This is a genomic window from Desulforamulus aquiferis, assembly GCF_030577015.1.
Classification (GTDB): domain Bacteria; phylum Bacillota; class Desulfotomaculia; order Desulfotomaculales; family Desulfotomaculaceae; genus Desulfotomaculum; species Desulfotomaculum aquiferis.
This window is the reverse complement of sequence record NZ_JARPTC010000002.1, coordinates 13,266-32,882: the sequence shown is the minus strand read 5'-3', so window position 1 is coordinate 32,882 and position 19,617 is coordinate 13,266. Positions and strand designations below refer to the sequence as shown.

Here is a 19,617-nt window from a genome sequence, read left to right as displayed (position 1 = left end):
AATAATTGTGGTTTACTTCGCTTCACCCTATTCGCCATACGACTTCGGGCCACGTTGGCCCGGAATACTAAAAATCAAATACAGCAACACACCCGCCGCACTACTTCCTACATAATTTTGAAAAAAGCTTATAAATGACATGGTCGCCCAGTGCGGCCATTTTTTATTTCGACATCTTTTAGGAAGTTTCCCACCCCCTGTGTTATTGAAATTTACCGGCAGACTGGTCTTTCTTGGCCTGCTCAATTATATCCTCCCTGTTTTTTTCATCGCTCATGGTTGGTAGACGTCGATGATACAAATTAAATAAAAGAATCTATTTTCTTCTAAGTTGAGACAAGGGTTGGTAGAATAACTTGCCCGGGGGACGCTTTGATTAACACATTATTATTTGGCATTCTAAATAATAATATGTTAATTTCTGGGTCATTCACCTTTAAAATCCGTACACATAAGATATTGGATAAAAAAAATTGAGAAGGGAGAATAAAATGAATACATTCACAGTCACCAATGACAATGATAGTGGTGCAGGCTCACTTAGGCAAGTAATTTTTGATGCTGGGCCAGGTGATTCCATTATTTTTGATCAAGCCATTTCTAATATTACAATAACCACTGGAGAAATTCTTATTAATAAGAACCTAACCATTAACGGTACTGGTGCAAATAAACTGGCAATTAGCGGTAATGAGCAATTTCGTGTTTTTAATATCTCAAACGGTATAGAAGTAACTATCCAGAGTATATCCATCATAAGTGGTTCGGGTTTCTACGGGGCTATTTATAATGTCGGTACACTCATCGTTATAAATAGTACGCTATCTAACAATACGGCTAACTTTGGTGGGGCGATTTATAATGTCGGTACACTGACCGTTATAAATAGTACTCTGTCTAACAATAGAAGTTATTTAGAAGGTGGCGCAATTTATAATAATGGTACAGTCACCATCGCTAACAGTACGCTCTCTAATAATAACACTGATTTAAATGGTGGGTGTATTTGGAATAACTATTACGGTACCATCAATATTACAAAAAGTACGATCTCTAACAATTATGCTAACATTGGCGGAGCTATTTATAATGTCGGTACACTCACCTTTATAAATAGTACGCTGTCTAACAATACGGCTAACCTCGGTGGGGCTATTTTTGAGCTAGGAAGTCTTAACATTAGTTTTAGTACAATTGCAGAAAATCAGGCTATGGAAGGTGCAGGTATCTATAATAGGAGTGGTAATATAACTATCAAGAATTCGATTGTTGCCAATAATGTCGGGCCTAATTACTCTGACTTCGGTACATTTTCAGCAGTTGGAATAAATTTTGATACTGATGGTACTTGTCCAGATTTCACACAAGTTAGTCCTGAGCAACTCAAACTTGGGTCACTTGAATTGAATCCACCAGGGATTACGGAGACACATGCATTACTGAGCGGAAGTATAGCCATTGACAAGGCTACGAATTGCACAGACCTAGCTGGAGATGTAGTTACCATGGATCAACGTGGTGTTTCTCGCCCACAAAATAGTGCTTGTGATGTAGGAGCCTATGAATTTACCCAACCACCAACAATAATTCATCCTGACAATATCACCATACCAAATAACCCCGGTCAATGTAGAGCAAAAGTCGACTTCACTGTTACCGCAATCGACAGCTGTTCTGACGTAAGCATTACCTGCAAGCCGGTTTCCGGTTCTTTCTTTCCTGTAGGTACCACCCAAGTTAATTGTACAGCTAAAGATGAATGCGGAAATACTGCCTCCTGCTCCTTTTCTGTCAATGTTGTGGATAATGAACCACCAGCAATAACCTGCTCCGGTGACATTACAGTGTTTGATACTTCTGGTCTAAACGGTGCCAGGGTAAACTTCACCGTTATGGCAACTGACAATTGCCCCGGTGTTACTGTTGTTAGCAATCCACCATCTGGATCGTTCTTTCCCCTAGGTACCACTTATGTCACATCCACAGCCGTCGACCAGGCGGGTAATACTGCATCATGTTATTTTAAAGTAACGGTTGTTAGACAAACATTTCTCCGGCTACTTACAAGAAGGAATAATGTTATTAAGGTTTTGGCCCAGCGCATTTAGTAAAAGCTTATCATAGGGTAAACATCTATGCTTTATAGCTTATTTATAACTGACTATTTCTACCCCTTCATGCTCAACTATTCTGCTTAATTCCAGCAAATTCTTCCGTAATGGAGTTTTAAAGCTCCTTGAGGGCTTTGACAAACCAAGGGCCTCATATTTACCGTAACCCAGGGTATGGTATGGCAACAGCTCTATTTTTGGAGTAGCAAGGCTAGCTTTAACAAATTGGGCTGTAGCCCTAATGTTTTCAATGTCTGAATTTACTCCGTCTATAACCGGTATCCTGACTACCACAGGTACATTCAACTCATTAAATCTGGCTATGTTTTTTAAAATCTTCTCATTTCTGACTCCGGTATAAAGATTATGCTTATCCCCGTCCATATGCTTTATGTCAACAAATATCAAATCCATTTTCTCCAATATATCCTTAACCTCATCAAAATCAAAATACCCTGAGGTTTCTATGGCTAAATCCACGGCTTGGTCATAAAGCCTGTGTGCAAGTTCCCTAAGCAGGCCTTGCTGCAGCATTGCCTCTCCGCCGGAAAAGGTCACCCCGCCACCTGAATATTTATAAAATATTTTTTGTTTTTCTATCTGCTTAAGTATTTCTTCACTGGTATAAATATGTACTAATTTTTTCCTACTGCCGGTGGGACATGCCTCTACACAAAGCTCGCAAGACCTGCATTTTTCCCAATCAGGAGGATTATATGGCTTCAAGGAGGCTTGATATTGGCATACCCGAACACACCTTCCGCATCTTATGCAGGTCTTTTCGAAAAAGGAAATCCTATTTTTGTATAAACTTTCTGGATTAGAGCACCATTGGCACCTGAGGGGACAGCCAGCAAAAAAAAGGACGGTTCTTATTCCATCTCCATCATTAACAGAAAAATTCTGTATCTCCATTAAATATCCTCTGCCAGTATCCATATAATATTCCCTTCACTCCGGTCGAATGGATTAAAGTTGCTGTTTTCTTAGCGGTGCCTCAAACTGAGCTTAATAATTTTCATGGGCTGTTCTCGCTATTATCGCATCCTGCATTGACCTAGACAGATTGACAAATTGTGTGCTGTAGCCTGCGACCCTGACCAACAGGTCTTTGTAATTCTCGGGATTTTTCTGAGCTTTGCGCAGGGTCTCAGTAGATATGGTATTAAACTGTACATGAAATGCACCTAGGGAGAAGAAGGTCTGTATCATTGCTCCCAAATTGCTTTGTCCCCTTTTTGTACTTACCAGGTCTTCATTTAATCTCAGGTTCAGTAATGTTCCTCCCGAATGTACATCCTGATTTAGCTTAGCTGCCGAACGCATCGCTGCAAGTGGTGTGGAAGCATCTGAACCGGCAAAGGGTGATACCCCTTCGGATAACGGTTCTTTTGCTTTTCTGCCGCAAGGGGTTGCTCCTAGGACCTTACCAGTTGGTAGATAGTTTGATATGCCCATAAAGGCAGTGTTGAAATTGTTGCCGTTTATATCTTTATATTTGTGCCCTTCCTTATAGTAGTGATTTGCTATTTTACATGCAATATCATCTACATAGTCAATGTCATTTCCATACTTCGGTACAGCAAGTGCCAATTGTCTATATTCCTCATGTCCTTCCCAGTTAGCTTCTAGTACCTTTATGAGGGTTTCCATATCTACCATCTTGTCTTCAAATACAAGCTTCTTGATGACTGCCAGAGAATTTGATGTTACTGCCAGGCCTATACCTGTAAGAACCGGTCCCACATTGTATTTTGCACCTGCATCAACCAAGTCCTTACCGCTTGTTATGCATTCTTCTATACATGAAGACAGGAATGGCCTCGGCACCATTTCCTTATGAAGTTTTTGTGCCAACAAGGTAGCCATTACAGACTGTTCAATCAAATAGTCAAATTGTCTGTAGAATGCAGCTTCAACTTCTTCATAAGTCTTAAAATCAGTCGGAGCCTTTTCATCTAGGCCTATCTTATCTCCCGAAATCCTGCTCTTACCCCGGTTCAATGCAAATTCCAAGGCTGCGGTAAAGTTAATATTAACTGCTGAAGTCCATTCGTAAGTTTTGCGAAAATGTGGGACTACACAGCCACAGTTGTTCCAATCCCTTGCATCTTCCGGCTCATAGCCTGCATTTATAAGCATCTGGTACCCTGCACTGTCACTGTGTATGGCAGGAAAGCCTGTGCCTTTGCTAACCAAATGGGTTACAGCATCTAAGAATTGACTGGGACAATCTTGATGTATCCTGACACTTAGCCCAGGCTGGTGAGTCTTTACTGCTTCAGTTGCTTTCAAACACATATAGGATAGGTCATTGGTAGCGTCTTTTCCTTCTCTAGTTTTTCCTCCAACAGTAAGATTCTGAAACTGATTATACCCTGCAAAGAATTCGGCTGTATTTGCAGATATCGTCCAGACCCATTCTGATAGTTTTAGCCATAATGCTTCTATCAGCTCCTGAATCTGTTGCTTTGTCATAATTCCTTTTTCTATATCAGCTTTGTAATATGGATACATAAACTGATCAAATCTACCTATATTCAATGCCAACGGATTTTCCGAGATAATTCCCCCGATTTGTGTAAACCACAGGAACTGGATAGCTTCATAGAAATTATCTGGGCTATTCTCCGGTACCCTGCTGCATATATCGGATATTTTCAATAGCTCAGCTTTTCTGGCAGGTTCCTTTTCAACTGCCGCTAATTCCTTGGCCTTTTCCGAATATCTTCTTGCCAATGTGATAATGCCTTCTGAAGTTATAATTATTGAATTGTAGAAATCCTTTTTCTTCAGATCCTCTGCTGAAGTTCTCGATAGCTTTGAAAGATGCTCCTTAGCTTCTCTGATGATTCCGCCAAAGCCCTTTTTGAATAAAACATCCTGGTAATCCGGAGTTATTTCACCAACAGCCTGTCTCCATTTTGAATCATTGTCAACAAAGCCCGTATCAACAACAACCTTTGCAGTTTCCACAGGCAACTGCGCCAGAAATGCTTCCTCCAAGGATTTTCCTTTCCAATATGGGAAAATATGTTTTCTGGCATAGTCTCTCTGCTCATCGGTCATAACATATGGATCCTGGACTCTTTTATCGAAATTGTCCATCTCCCTGTCTACCCAGGTCCAGGAAAATTCAGGGGTTAGAATACCGCATTTTCTGAATTCGCCAATGACTCCTACAATAAGCTCTCCGTTGAATATATTTACATCAATCCGTTGGCAGGTATCTCTAAATGCTTTGGCCCTTCTTATAGGAACCGCTTCTCCTTCAGTCTTCTTGTGTGATTCCGTCCATATCCTTGCCCTCTCATAGGAAATAGCAGGCTTTGAATTGATATAATTTTGTCTTGCCCCTTCAATCCTCTCAGTACTCACGATTTTCCCCCTTTACTTTTCGATATGTTTTAACATATTTTGTTTGTTTTAACGCTCATTACTCTTAAAATAAAACCAGAAATTATTAATAATCTTCTGGTTCTATCCTTAATATTTGACTATGCTTTGAAAAACAACTTCGGTATCATATGGGTTACAATAGGTGTGTTCCTTATTTGCTTTAAATTTTAGAGCGGCTGGAGCAAGAAGCTCGAAGGTCTGGTCTTCCACAGTCATGACAAGGGTTCCTTTTGTTACCACAACATATTCTTCCGTCGAATTATAATGAGGTGTGGAGGTGTGTTTAGCACCGGGAAGCAATTTAATGAAAAAATATTCAAATCCCGATATCGGGTTAAAGGGAAATACATCATATAATATCATTTTACCGTCTGATTCACATACAGGCTCTATTTGATTTATTGATATTGCTTCATAATTATTGCTATCACTGCCCAACAACTCAGAAAATGAAATACGTAAGCCTGTAGAAATCTTCCATAGTACTGAAATTGTGGGGTTTGATTCTCTTCTTTCAATCTGTCCTAACATTGCTTTACTTACTCCTGTCAAGTTGGAAGCTTCCTCTAATGACAAGCTTCGTTCAAACCTTACTCTTTTTAAAATAGAACCTATATTTGAACTTGGATCAGTCACACATATCAGCCTTTCTAAATACTTTTGCTCGTTGCTATATTAGCATTTTGTGCGTTATAACATATTTTAAACAAATATATCATCCTCATAGCTGACTGTCAAGCTTCTTTGATTTCGCCAGATGGTAAGCATAGCAAGTATTTTTCTCAGCTCAATAACCACTACGGATATCTTTTTTCACGCCAAAAATTTTAAATGAGTTCTTACACTCTATGGTATAATGCTGCTCTAAAGGGGGCAGTTGACTAAATAGACAATTGCCCCAGAATACAATCATAAAATACGGCATACACCCGCATGGATTTTTTACAGACTGAAGATTATTAATTGTTTTTACTTGTATTGCCTCGCCCAGGTATAGGCCTATTGTTCGTATTTTCCATGTTCTTCATGTGCTCAAACATGGAAATTTCCTCGTCATTTAAACCAAGTTCTCTTAATTTTGTCTTGACTTCATCGCTTATTGTACCACTTGCGTCTTGAATAATTCTCATTGCTTTTTGCATTATATCCATGTCCAATGAGTTGCCCCTGGGAAATTGATTGCCGCCATTTAAACCACCTTGAGGTGGTCCCCCTTTGCCGCCCATCATTGATCCTAAATCTCTTATATTTAAGTCTCCAGCACTGATCAGTTTATCAGAGTTGACTTTTTGTTCAGCAGTTGTACTAGGAACAGTACCTTCAAGCTGTCCTTGTACACTTTTGGCACGAAGATTTCCAAGGGTTGTCAATGATTTTACTGCTTTTTGGTATTCTTCATATGTGCAGAAAGCCGTTGAATCTTCTTTTACATAATTAGAAATTAGTGTGTTTAATTCCTGAACCTTGGCTTCGAATTTACCATCAGCGAAGTAGCTGTCGATAAGCTCCTGCATATACTGATGATATTTTTCTAAATATTTGCTGTTAGCAAATAGCTTCTCCAAAAGTGGACGGTCTGCCATTTCTACACCACTAACAGGTGTATCAATTGGGAAGTTAATAACTGAGGCAGCATCACTGCTTTGAAAGCCACCCCAAGCTAAGTTATAGTCCCAAGGCAGAATAGTAATTTTTCCATCTTTCTCGTAGATATAATAGTTTTGCGCCATAGATGATGAATAACTATCCAGATTTACTACGATAGTATGAGCCGCAAGGTATTTTAATATAGCATCTACATCAAAATGTTTTTCGAGATCTGTTCCTGTTGATAAAGCTTTTAGCGCCATTATTACACGCTGATAATCAGCTTCCTCACTCTTACCAACGGCGTTATCAAAAATAGAACTATAACTGGATGATTTATCATCAATATATTGTAAAGAACCACCGCTATTGCTTGCGCCCATGTTTCCGCCCTTGTCTTTGAAAAACATCTCATTATTCATATTAGAGTCGCTACTTTTCGTATTGGCATCTTGTTTATTTTGACCGTCATACTTATTATAAATGCCTGATTCACCAGCATTACTCATATTCATTTTTACGTTGTAGAGCATACCAGAGGTGTCATCAAAAACTCTTTCTTCATAGCTATCATTATACAATTCAACCGCAAGATATAACCCCCATGATTTGCCATTTACAGTAATATTGGAGAATCCAAAGTATGGGCTTTCAACACCAATTGTTTTCATAAGGTCATAAGAAATATACTCCTTCATATACGAATTGTCTCCCAGCATATTGTTGACTACAAAGCTCTCCAGGCCAAAGCAAGTTTGATCTTCTACATATTTGTCAAATTTTAAACGGAAGCTGTAACGATCACTGTCTGTAGAAGCAACCTGTGTCAAACTTGAATTTCCCTTGGGACGAATACCAACATCTTTAAACTTTATACCGTTAACAACAACATCCACTTTAATATACTCTTCTTCTATAGCATTATCTAGCATGGCTTGCCACTCGGTATCATCAGCAATAATTTCAATGGAGATAATATCAGCTCCAAATATTTTTTCAGCATATTCAGAAGTATCACCTGTACTTTCTATACTTGATTTAGTACTGCTGCAGCCAGAAAGCACCCCTAAAATAATGGATAGACAAAGGGTTATTAGTACTGTAAAATGTTTTCTTTGTCTTACTGATTCAGTCTTCTTAATATTCATAATTATCTTCCCTTCTTTGTATGTTAATTTTAAGCATATAATGATGATATAACTTAAAGCTTAAATTAATCTTAAACAGGAGGCTGGAAAATATAAGTAGGCGACCTTGCAAATTTTAGCAGAGCTAAACAAACATGCAATATCCATAATTCTGGTATTTGTACAATATCCTAAAGCAAAATTCCCTCAAACCATTAGTCTGAGGGAACATAAAACATACTTAAATATTCACTTAGAATCCTCTGAAGATTCAAATTGGAATTATCAAGAATGGGGAGGATATGACCTATTGTCTGAAACAGGAATCGAATTAATAATGTTATAAAGGTTTTGGCTCATTTATTTTTGTGAATCAAGAATAAACATAGATGCATCATGTCCCATGAATATTTTACTTCCATTATAAAATGTTTTGGACTGAATATCTTTGTATCCTATTTTAGTCATAATATCGGCTAGCTTTACCTGTTCAAATCCGTTATGAACCATATCTGAGACTATCTCTTCATTTTTATTAAAATCTACGATTAGTAAATGTCCTCCGACATTTAAAACATCATATAACCTGGATAAAACTAATTCAACATTTTTAATATGGAGTAGAACCTGAGCCATAAAAATATAGTCAGTGTTTAAATCCGATAGACTATCTTTTTCAAAATCAAAGCATAATGTATCTGCATTCTGTATATTAGAACGGGAAATTTTTTGCTTAATTTGATGAATCATGTTTTGCGATGTATCCAAAAACAGTATAGATCGAAAATCATTCAATAAGTTCATACCAACAAGACCTGTTCCACATCCAAAATCAATGGCATTCTTGTTTTTAGCATCAACTAAATATTCACGAATAGCATCTGATGATACCTTTGCAATTTGGACCCTTTCAGGAGTGTCATATGTATTTGCTATCATTTCAAACTTATCTGTATTTCCTATTATTATCTCTCCAATCCTAAAGGAGCTATTTTTTATACTTGTTATTCAATTCACCTATAAACTTTCTTGCATTATACACCTATTTGATTATGGTAAAATTTTTAAATCCGTTTGGTAGTGTACCTAAAATTGAAGAATATAAAATTTATTCTGGCTGCAGTAGTTGGTGCTATTATGATTATTATATCCATATTTCTGGGCTACAGCGAAAATCTCAGTGCATCACTCTTTATATTGGGAGTCATTTTTGCTTCTTATTTCTGAAACGAGTATATCCTTGAACGCAGCTGCCGCATGAGATAAAGCTTTTTTTGAAGAATATACTAACCCAACCTGCCTAGGTTCGATTCCTTTTTCTAAATGGTAATAGCATAATGATTGATTGCTTGATATATCTCGTTCTGCGTAGTATTCAGGAATAATAGTTATACCAAGTCCAACTCCAGCTAAGGTTGCTGCAATTTCATGGCTTTTAGTTTCTATAACAACTCTAGGAGAAAAGCCGTAATGTTGACATAGATTGAAGAAATATTTTTTTAATTCTATGCCTGGTTTCATAGATATGAAATTATCATTTTTAAACAAAGAAAAATCAACCGGGGGGAACGGGCGCGTAAAAGAAACCGGTAAGATATTATTTTGGATAAAGTAGTGGTTTTTTGCTACCGCAACGACTATCTTTTCATCAAATAACCAAACAGAATTTAAGCTTTTAATATTTGTCGGTAATAGAACAATAGAAAAGTCGGTAATGCTTTGCTCCGCATAATATACAAGATTTTCAGTGACATCTTCTTCTATTAGAACGTCAACTTTGGGATATTTTTCTTTAAATATCGAGATAATTCGAGTTAAAAATTGCTTGCATCTGAAAACTGAAACACCAATCGTAACTTGACCACAGTCTAAATGTATCAAATCGTTAATTTGCCTTTGAGTATTCTCACGTTGCCGAACGATATTGCGTTCGCTTTCCACAAAGATTTTTCCCGCCTCAGTAAGAGAAACTGTATTGGCTTGTCGATTTAAGAGAGGTGTTCCAATTCTTTTTTCAGTCCTTTTAATGTATTCACTTAAAGATGGTTGAGAAATATAGAGCTTTTCTGCTGCTTTTGAAAAACTACCCTCTTCAAGCACTTTCAGAATATAATTCAATTCTTTTTGCGACACTTTAACAACCTCCTCTCATAGGAAAAATACTATACTTGCAATAACTTTTCAAGTATTTACATTAATTCTGTGAAACCAATAATAATTTAAGGCATCTGCCTTATTCTGGTGTTAATGCATTCAATAACCCAAACCGCATCTGTTCCCATATAGAGTCACCTCTTTCCTCGATAGTTAACTAATAGTTAAGGGTAGGGAGTTCATCTCCCTACCCTTAACGCCCTTTGATTTAATTCTTAATCAAGTCAAATTTCTCTAATAAGACCTTTGCTTCTTCCTGTTGTTGCATTACATACTTTTCAAACTCTGGGCCGTTTAGATAATCATGGGGCTGACCAGCTTTTTCCATATCTGCAATATAGTCTGGGTCATTGGCAATCTTATTAAAAGTTTCACGTAAGAAGTTTAACTGGTCTTCACCAATTCCCTTGGGTGCAACAAAACCACGACGGACATCTGAGATAATATCAATGCCAAGTTCCTTTACGGTAGGAACATCTGGTAGAGGCTCGTATCTTTCATCAGTAGTAATACCCAGAATAGTCATTTGCTCCAGGTTGCGCATTACGTCATTGTAGAAGCCCATCATTACATCAATTTCGCCGCCCAACAGTGCAGCATTCTGATCGGCAGTACCCTTATAAACAATCTGAGCCATTTTAGTGCCGGTTTTATCTTGAAAGTCTAACAAGGCTAAATGTGAACCTGTATAAGTTCCTACAATACCTGTTTTAAGCTTTTCTGGGTTAGCTTTAGCAAAGTCAATAATTTCTTGCACAGACTTAAACTTGCTGTCTTTCCTAACGGCTAACACTAGAGGATCATTAACAACCTGGGCAATGTAAGCAAAGTCTTCGGGCTTGAACTTGGCACCCTGTCCAATGGGCTGTAGAACCATGTGTGGTATGTTTACACCACCAATGGTGTAGCCGTCCGGCTTAGAATTTGCTATTTCAGTAAAACCAATGGCTCCGCCAGCACCGGTTTTGTAAACAAATGTCCATTGCTGATTAACATATTTGTTCCAATATTTTTGCATAATACGTGCCTGCACATCACTGGAACCACCAGCAGTAAAGGCAATGACCATGTTAATGGGCTTTTCAGGATAGTTAGAGTCTGCTTTTTTAGCTTGGTCTTCACCATTTTGACCGCATCCAGTAACAAATGAAAGCATCATAATTAAAGTCATCAATATAGCAACTAACTTGATTTTACGCACGTGTATGCCTCCTCTAATTTTGAACAGATATACAAGCCTATTTCGCAAGTAAAAATATGTTCATAATATTCTGGAATTTTCACCAAGATCACACATGGTTTCTACGGTTATGGGGTTAGCACAAACCTTAATTACTGGAATTATGGGGGTACCACACCTCCTTCTTTTTTTGACTACGTATGTAGTGTTATTTATACCAAAGTATGATTCACGGCCACCCCAAGGTGGTGTTCCTAGCAGGATGCCAGAATCCGTCTAACAATATCATCTCCAACCTCCCAGGTTTTCGCAGTTCCTCCCAGATCCGGAGTTAAAACCTTCTGCTCAGCGACTTGCTGTTCAATTGCCTTACTAACTAATTCGGCCATATTATGCTCACCATGGTGTTCAAGCAACATCTTTGCAGAGCCGATGGCCGCTAAAGGATTGGCAATTCCCATCCCCATAATATCTGGTGCTGAGCCGTGTATGGGTTCAAACATCGAAGGATATTTGAAGGTGGGCTCAATATTTGCAGAAGCCCCCAGACCCATACTACCCATAATTGCGGAGCCGATATCCGTTAAGATATCCCCAAACATATTCGAAGCAACTACAACATCGAACTTTTCTGGATGCAATATTAATGAAGCAGCCATGGCATCTACGAGGTACTGGTCAGTGAGAACATCAGGGTAATCCTTTCCGACCTCTTTAAACACCTCATCCCAAAAAACCATACTGAAACAACAAGCATTGGACTTGGTAACTGAGGTGAGATGTTTCTTCGGACGCTTCTGAGCAACTTCAAAGGCATAACGAATAATTCGTTCTGTACCATATCGTGTAAAGACGCCAGTTTGCAAAGCAACTTCGGCAGCTGTGCCCTGGTGCATTCTCCCCCCTACACTTGAATACTCACCCTCCATATTCTCCCGTACAAAAACGATATCAATATCCTTTACTCCTTTGCCGCGCAGTGGGCTCTCAATCCCAGGGAGAAGTTTTGAGGGACGAAGATTAACATATTGTTGAAAACGCTGTCTAATAGGTAAAAGCATTCCCCACAAAGTAACATGATCTGGCACAGTTGGATCTCCTACAGCCCCAAGCAAAATCGAGTTAAACCCAGCAAGGGTATCTATAGCATCCTTCGGCATCATCTCGCCATGCGCTAAGTAGTATTGACTACCCCAGGGGAACTCCTGAAATTCAAAATTAATCCCACCATCAAGAGCTGCCACTGCTTTTAATACCTTCACCGCTTCAGCTGTTACATCAATTCCTATACCATCACCAGGTAAAACAGCAATTTTGTAATCTCCCATTGCTTCAACCTCCAAATTTCTTTAGCTAAGTAAATAAATGCTTGTTAATTTTTTCATTTATTATTTTAATTATAGACGTCTAAATATTTCGAATCAAATACTCAAAATATTATACCAACCATAGTATTGATCCTATGAAAATCTGGAGTAATATCGTTTTCCGTTGTTTTACAACAACTTAAATATTATAAATGTGTTGTGTATTGTCTGTATAATTATTATTTATTTGGATTTAGATGATTGATTTAAAACATAAAATAATATATAGTAGTATATAATAATTTAAAAAGTTATCACGTAAGCGTTCACGTAAGCCAACGCACTGTCTGACCTATCTGGTTGGAGAGTGCGTTTTTTCGTCTCTCCAGCAGGTATGAATGAATTTTTAATTTTAAGGAGAGATGTAAACTATGAGCAAAAAAACAGTTTTAGTCACCGGTGGAAGCCGAGGATTGGGCAAAAACATGGCGGTTAAGCTCGGCCAAAAAGGTCTGGATGTAATTATCACCTACCACAGTAAAAAAGAGGAAGCTTTGCAGGTGGTGGAAGAAATCCAGAAAACCGGCAGCAGGGCAACCGCTCTGAACCTAAATATCGGCGACATCCGGTCGTTCGGCGCATTTTTTGAGCAGGCTGCAGAGTTGATGAAAATGACCTTTAACACGAAACAATTTGATTATTTAGTCAACAACGCGGGCGTTGGTATAAATGTTCCTTTTGAAGATACCACCGAAGATCAGTTTGATGAGCTGATGAATATTCAGTTTAAAGGCGTTTATTTCTTTACACAAAAAGCACTGAACTACCTCAGCGACGGCGGAGGTATCATCAATATCTCAAGCAGATTGGCACAGGCGAGTATGCCGGGATACTCCGCTTATGCGTCCATGAAAGGGGCTATTGAAACACTCACGCGATACCAGGCAAAAGAACTGAGTTCAAGAGGCATTCGAGTAAATGCAGTAGCTCCAGGTCCCATAGCCACCGATTTCGCAGGTGGTATTATCCGGGATAATGCTCAGTATAAAGCGAATGTTAAAGCAGCTACGGCACTTGGACGTGTCGGTGAGCCAGATGATATTGGAGGAGTGGTTGCATTTCTTTGTACGGAAGATGCACGCTGGATTACGGGGCAACGAATTGAAGTTTCCGGTGGAATGAACCTCTAAATAAAGAATATTTCCACAACTCCTCGTGGAACAATCACAACAATTGAATTTGACAATACTGCAACAGAACAGGCAAAGCGTAATTTTGTGCTCTCAGGTGTGGATGATACCATACAAATCAAGCTTGGTGAATTCGGATTTTGAGATCAGGCGGTGTTTTTATTGCGGTCGATGCGCTATTTCCGGTAATGGATTTTGACACAAAGTGGAATGACCTGGCGAAATCAATGAGTGAGTTTAACCATCTTGTCGCTGTTTCACCGGATTCTTTTTAGTTAGATCCATAAATCTGGAAATTCTAATGTTATCTATAAAAATTCAAAAACGGGCCGAAAATACACTTTTTCAGCCCGTTTTTTTGCTCTCTAACAACTACATTTAGTGGTTGACTCGCCTTATTTGCCCTTAGGATCTCAATACGTCATCATTATTATACACTCCACGTGGATGGAATGTATCTGCGCCGCAACTGGGGCGCGGAGAATACGAAAATATGGCGATTTTGGTAGTAATCGCCGTCAATGAGGACGGCTACCGCGAGGTTTTAGGCGCTGCTGAGGGCATGAATGAGGACAAGGCCAGCTGAGTCGGCTTCTTCCAATGGCTCAAAGGGCGCGATGGAGTCGAGCTGACAGCAGAAAATCTTGACGCCAGGCCAATGATGTAGAAGCTTATAACCTATGATTATTGTGCAAAAAAGCCTGATTGAATCTATTGCTGTTCGGCAAACCTCCACCATGCGACTGTTCCAACAAACCCCGTTATTCCTGTAATAGCAAGTATGGCGATGCTGGCGAAGCCAAGAGGAACATTTGAAATGAACAATGCCGGAATTGTCCAGGGAAAGTAAGCGGCAAGCCCAGCCTGCGCAACGACATTGGAAATGATCACAATAAGGAACGCAAGCCCAATAGGGGCTAAATATCCTTTACTGACATTCGCCAACAGGGCACTTATTGTGCTGACAACCATAATTAGCAGTGATGTTCCCATAAAAACAAGAAAGCTATTCATGATAAGCAATCCTGTCCCACCATTAAGACCAATCAAAATACCCATAATGAACACAACCGCAAACATGAAGAAGGCCAACAGTACATCCCAAAGAAAAATTACGATGAACTTTGACAGCACCACATAAAGTTTAGATACAGGCTTCACAAGCAACTCACTGATCGTTTTATCTGTATATTCCCGTCCGAAAACCCAACAGGCGGTGAAAGAAAAACCAATCACCAAAAGAGCAGTAATGGAACCAAGTAAATCCGTTAAATAAGGCACCCAGCCGGCATCAACAGCATTGATATAAGTGACTAAACCAAGCATAATTGGCATTGTGGCAAATGCAGCAACAACAATCCAAAAAACACTTGAACGCAATACTTTAAGGGCTTCGCAATGTACAAATGAAAATATCTTCATCAGTGTATCCTCCTTGTGCTTTGTATGATTCGCAAAAAATAACCTTCTAGATCTTCGGTAACAATGTTTAGTTGGGTTGGGGGATGACCCAAACGAACCAGGAGTTCTGCCAATCTTTCGGGTTCTTCAGTCGCGGGGCCTTCCGAAAGCAACAAGCGTCCATCTGTGCTTTCCTCAAAACTATATCTATGTTCCACGAGTATATGTTTCATTGCATTTTTATTGCGGCCATCCAGAACCATGTGTTTTTGTAAAGACTGTTCCAAATACGCCATTTTGATTTCCTGGATTAACTGTCCTTCATGGATTATTCCAATTCGATCAACCAGTTTTGAAAGTTCTTCCAGTTGATGACTAGATATAAAAACAGTAACACCGAAATTTTTCGATAAATCGAAAAGCATCTCCCTGACTTCCACGACACCAGCGGGGTCAAGACCGTTGATGGGTTCGTCCAAAATTAAAATCTTTGGATTGTGGATCATTGCTTTAGCTAACCCTAACCGTTGTTTGTTTCCCAGAGATAGATTTTTAGCTTTCTTATTTTTATGAGCTTCTAAACCGAGCTTCTGTATCACGCGAGTAATTGATTGGCGGTCAGATATCATTTGCATCCGGCGGACAATGTCTAAATTTTCTACCACATTAAGCCCTGGATAATAAGTAGCTTCCTCCAAATAGCCAATTTTCTCCCATAACTTGTGACTTCCGGAGTCAACTTTATTCCCCAGCATGTAGATACTGCCGGATGAGGGTTTTAGCAATGAAAGCATCATCTTGATTGTGGTCGATTTACCTGCCCCATTCAGACCAAGAAACCCGAATATTTCACCACTACTCACGTCAAGTGAAAGATCGCTAACTGCGCGATAATTACCGAATTTTTTTGTGAGGCCATCCATCTGTATTGCAACGGATCCGCCACTGCTTGTTTTGTCCATTTGCGACACTCCTTTTGAGATTTTCTTTTTGCGTCTTTATTTTGACTAACGCTATAATGAACTTTAATTTTGAAACATCAACTGAACCTCAATTTTCACAGGAAAGTTCGTTGATGTTCAGTTTACTTTATAGGTGATATACTATATAAAATGGAGGTGACATAACTACATTGTTTGATATTTTAATTGTCGAAGATGATATAAATACTCAAAAACTAATGTGCGCTGTTCTAAAACGCTACGGATATAACGTCTATACTGCAAAAGATGGTCTTGAAGCACTTGACAGGATGGAAACACAGCGATTTGATTTGATTGTTTTGGATCTGATGATGCCCCGCATGGATGGCTATGAATTTTGTGAGCAATTGCGTAATGTTGGTGAAAACATTCCCATACTGATGGTAACCGCTAATCAAGAAACAGAAGACAAACATAAAGGTTTTCTTGCCGGAACTGATGATTATATGACGAAACCTTTTGATGAACAGGAAATGCTATTCCGAATAAAGGCGCTCTTGCGTCGGGCGCAAATTACCAGTGAACACAGAGTAGTCATGGGCGAAACCACAGCAGACTACAATACTCTTACCGTTTCATGGAAAAATAAACAATTTACTTTACCAAAGAAAGAATTTCAGCTTCTTTTTAAACTCATGAGTTATCCTAATATAATTTTTACTCGCAATCAAATAATGGACGAAATTTGGGGGCTTGAGACTGAAACAGACGAACATACCCTGAATGTCCATATCAACAGATTACGAGATAAATTCAGAGACAACCCCGATTTTGAAATTGTGACTGTGCGCGGCTTGGGGTATAAAATTGGAAGGCGTGTATGAAGCGAATAAAAAAAAGGCTTCCCCCGAAAATCAGTCTTGCTGTTTCTTTGGTAGCTTTGGTTTTTCTAGTCATGCTTTTGTCCATTTTATCGGCTGGTTTTATTGCCTATATGTTATCTGAAATGGGCATCTTGGATTTAAAAAGCACCTCAAGTCCAAGCAGGGCAATTTTTGTTATGGTGTATATCAGTATTTTTATGGGTGTTGTAATTGCAGCATTATTAAGTCAGCGTTCTGTCAAACCTATTCGAGACATGATGAAAGCCACCGATAAGGTGGCTAAAGGTAATTTTTCAGTCAGTGTAAAAGGCAGTTTCGTTTTTGAATTAGATGCGCTGGCTGTTAGTTTTAATAAAATGGTACAGGAATTAACAAGTATTGAAACTCTGCGCAGCGACTTTGTGAGAAACTTTTCTCATGAATTCAAAACGCCAATAGTTTCAATCAGTGGTTTCGCAAAGCTGTTACAAGCGGGGGATGTCAGCGCTGAGGAAAGGCAGGAATATCTAAATATTATTGTACAAGAGTCCGAGCGACTAGTTGACCTTTCTACTAACATTCTTAACCTCTCAAAAATAGAAAGCACGGAAATTATTAGTAAAAAATCAAATTATTACTTAGATGAACAAATCAGACTGGCAATTGTAATGTTAGAACCGAAGTGGAGCAGTAAAAATCTTCACGTTGACATTAAACTTGAAGATGGAATTGAAATACTCGGTGATAAAAATTTAACTCAACAGATTTGGGTTAATCTACTTGATAATGCCATCAAGTACACTAACAATGGCGGGGTATTAAAAGTGGGTCTATGGAGGAGCGGGCAAAAGGCCACCTTCTGGATTGAGGATAACGGATACGGCATGAGTGATGAAACCATGAGGCATATATTCGACAAATTCTACCAGGGTGACAACTCACATTCATTGGCTGGAAATGGACTAGGGTTAACTTTAGTCAAGAGAATTATCGAACTATGTGAAGGAACTATTGAAGTACAAAGCCAACTTGGAGAAGGTAGTATTTTTATTGTACAACTGCCATTAGGGGTGAATGCAAAGTAAGCGCTTAATATTCAGGTGCATTGACATGACGAACCCCGGTACAACTTAAATGTTGACACCGGGGTTTGCGCAATAGATGCAATTTTAATTATTACGGTAGTAGTAAGGCAGTTTTTCCGACCAGGGCATAAAATCCTCAAGTAGTGTCGGGTCGTTCTTAAAGTCTGATTGACCATGCACCGAGTTATATTGAAACTTTTTACAACACCGTTAGAATTCATGAACATTGTGGTATGATGTCACCATATGACTTTGAAAATACTTTAGCTTGTTAAATAAATAAACCAGGATTGTTTCTACTTTTAACTTGTCCGATATCTTGACTGAAGACCAGTTGTTCTATAGCCCATTTATCAGAGGTAGTTACAAATACAACCATTACTTCCCCCCGGTTGTATGTCCCCGGCGAATCATTATATTCCTTAAGAATCCCTTTCTCCTTCCCCAATGATAAGGAGTTACTTTATACTTGTTAATCAATTCATCCAGAGTAGTGACGATCTCGTTAATTTTATCATCCACTTCTTTCAAGGGCTGTCTGACAAGCTGGCTCTATTCGATTATTACTTTTCTCGATAATATCTATGAGCTGGGCTCGAGCAAAGGTTTTTTTAATCTCTTTGATTGTCGCTCTAACCTTTTCGCCAACCAGTGCACCTGGTACAAAAACCACCATATCATGCAGCCTTCCGATACCTTCGCCTGAGTGCCCCATACTGTGAATATCGAGTTTAATCACATCTCCAATTCGAACTGGTATAAACTTTTCTTGCATTATTACACCTCTTTGAGTATGATAAAATATTCAAATCTGTTTGGGAGCTTACCTGAGATTGAAGAATAAAAATTTTATTCTGGCTGCAGTAGCTAGTGCTACATTTCTTGATACACTCATTTATGAAATTATTACTAACACCGCCTTTTCCCTAGGCCATCTTGCTGACCCATTAATAGGCGGTGGGTGGTTGGAATTATATCCCTTAAACTGGCTTATCATTATACAGCATAGTAATCCTTATAGGGATATTTCTACTTAAAAAGAATATTGGCGAGCATGTAAACCAGCTTACAGAGCGGGACAAGTTACCTGTCCCCCTGTCCCTATGAGGCTACGGCGTGACGGTGGATGTGGAAGCATAATGAAAAAGAACAAGCAAGGCACTCTACGATATTATAACGTAGGGTGCCTTGCCTGTCATTAACATTACATTCCGAGGAATGAATCAGCTGTTTTTGCATTATAGGCCGATGATGATCAAGTATGGATATCGGCTGGATTTTTTGTGCCAA

At 38.9% G+C, this 19,617-nt stretch carries 16 protein-coding genes and 1 pseudogene; 6 read left to right on the top strand and 11 right to left on the bottom strand.

Annotated features, from left to right (window positions below):
* Positions 1–491 precede the first annotated feature (491 nt).
* The gene (locus P6N53_RS01245; protein WP_304540515.1) at positions 492–2,108 is read left to right on the top strand and encodes an HYR domain-containing protein; all 1,617 of its coding nucleotides are present in this window, start codon (positions 492–494) and stop codon (positions 2,106–2,108) included.
* A gap of 39 nt (positions 2,109–2,147) precedes the next feature.
* Here P6N53_RS01245 and P6N53_RS01240 read toward each other — a convergent pair whose 3' ends face one another.
* The 8 genes from P6N53_RS01240 to P6N53_RS01205 all read right to left on the bottom strand — a co-directional run bounded on the left by P6N53_RS01240 (position 2,148) and on the right by P6N53_RS01205 (position 12,886).
* A complete protein-coding gene (locus tag P6N53_RS01240) occupies positions 2,148–3,026 on the bottom strand; it encodes a glycyl-radical enzyme activating protein (RefSeq protein WP_304540513.1) in 879 nt (292 codons plus the stop codon).
* Between the two features lie 93 nt (positions 3,027–3,119).
* Positions 3,120–5,489, bottom strand: a complete 2,370-nt coding sequence (locus tag P6N53_RS01235; RefSeq protein ID WP_304540512.1) for a glycyl radical protein — start codon at positions 5,487–5,489, stop codon at positions 3,120–3,122.
* 108 nt (positions 5,490–5,597) lie between these two features.
* A complete protein-coding gene (locus P6N53_RS01230; RefSeq protein WP_304540510.1) occupies positions 5,598–6,146 on the bottom strand; it encodes a helix-turn-helix domain-containing protein in 549 nt (182 codons plus the stop codon).
* A 323-nt stretch (positions 6,147–6,469) separates the two neighbouring features.
* Positions 6,470–8,245 (bottom strand): CotH kinase family protein, encoded by a 1,776-nt coding sequence (locus tag P6N53_RS01225; protein ID WP_304540508.1) that lies wholly within the window; start codon positions 8,243–8,245, stop codon positions 6,470–6,472.
* A 339-nt stretch (positions 8,246–8,584) separates the two neighbouring features.
* Positions 8,585–9,187, bottom strand: coding sequence for a class I SAM-dependent methyltransferase (locus P6N53_RS01220; protein ID WP_304540868.1), 603 nt, complete (start codon positions 9,185–9,187; stop codon positions 8,585–8,587).
* A gap of 222 nt (positions 9,188–9,409) precedes the next feature.
* Entirely contained in the window at positions 9,410–10,357 is a 948-nt protein-coding gene (locus P6N53_RS01215; RefSeq protein ID WP_304540505.1) for a LysR family transcriptional regulator, read from the bottom strand.
* Positions 10,358–10,586: 229 nt separating this feature from the next.
* Positions 10,587–11,579: a tripartite tricarboxylate transporter substrate binding protein gene (locus tag P6N53_RS01210; RefSeq protein ID WP_304540504.1), complete on the bottom strand. Its 993-nt coding sequence runs from the start codon at positions 11,577–11,579 to the stop codon at positions 10,587–10,589.
* A 233-nt stretch (positions 11,580–11,812) separates the two neighbouring features.
* Complete coding sequence (locus tag P6N53_RS01205; RefSeq protein ID WP_304540502.1) at positions 11,813–12,886, bottom strand: tartrate dehydrogenase; 1,074 nt, start codon at positions 12,884–12,886, stop codon at positions 11,813–11,815.
* A gap of 410 nt (positions 12,887–13,296) precedes the next feature.
* Between P6N53_RS01205 and P6N53_RS01200 the strand changes: the two genes are divergently transcribed.
* Positions 13,297–14,055 carry an SDR family NAD(P)-dependent oxidoreductase gene (locus P6N53_RS01200; RefSeq protein WP_304540500.1) on the top strand — a complete coding sequence of 253 codons (759 nt, stop codon included), beginning with the start codon at positions 13,297–13,299 and terminating at the stop codon, positions 14,053–14,055.
* 428 nt (positions 14,056–14,483) lie between these two features.
* A pseudogene (locus P6N53_RS01195) lies at positions 14,484–14,638 on the top strand (transposase); the annotation flags it as partial.
* Between the two features lie 128 nt (positions 14,639–14,766).
* Here the strand turns inward: P6N53_RS01195 and P6N53_RS01190 are convergent.
* The gene (locus tag P6N53_RS01190; RefSeq protein ID WP_304540498.1) at positions 14,767–15,477 is read right to left on the bottom strand and encodes an ABC transporter permease; all 711 of its coding nucleotides are present in this window, start codon (positions 15,475–15,477) and stop codon (positions 14,767–14,769) included.
* Positions 15,477–16,418 (bottom strand): ABC transporter ATP-binding protein, encoded by a 942-nt coding sequence (locus P6N53_RS01185; protein ID WP_304540497.1) that lies wholly within the window; start codon positions 16,416–16,418, stop codon positions 15,477–15,479. Before P6N53_RS01185 ends, P6N53_RS01190 begins: the two co-directional genes overlap by 1 nt.
* 170 nt (positions 16,419–16,588) lie before the next feature.
* Here P6N53_RS01185 and P6N53_RS01180 point away from each other — a divergent pair, with 170 nt between their 5' ends.
* The gene (locus tag P6N53_RS01180) at positions 16,589–17,263 is read left to right on the top strand and encodes a response regulator transcription factor (protein ID WP_304540496.1); all 675 of its coding nucleotides are present in this window, start codon (positions 16,589–16,591) and stop codon (positions 17,261–17,263) included.
* The gene (locus P6N53_RS01175) at positions 17,260–18,327 is read left to right on the top strand and encodes a HAMP domain-containing sensor histidine kinase (protein WP_304540495.1); all 1,068 of its coding nucleotides are present in this window, start codon (positions 17,260–17,262) and stop codon (positions 18,325–18,327) included. Before P6N53_RS01180 ends, P6N53_RS01175 begins: the two co-directional genes overlap by 4 nt.
* Positions 18,328–18,841: 514 nt before the next feature.
* Here the strand turns inward: P6N53_RS01175 and P6N53_RS01170 are convergent.
* Positions 18,842–19,102, bottom strand: coding sequence for a TRAM domain-containing protein (locus tag P6N53_RS01170; RefSeq protein WP_304540494.1), 261 nt, complete (start codon positions 19,100–19,102; stop codon positions 18,842–18,844).
* A gap of 58 nt (positions 19,103–19,160) precedes the next feature.
* Between P6N53_RS01170 and P6N53_RS01165 the strand changes: the two genes are divergently transcribed.
* Positions 19,161–19,364: a hypothetical protein gene (locus P6N53_RS01165; protein ID WP_304540493.1), complete on the top strand. Its 204-nt coding sequence runs from the start codon at positions 19,161–19,163 to the stop codon at positions 19,362–19,364.
* Positions 19,365–19,617: the final 253 nt, after the last annotated feature.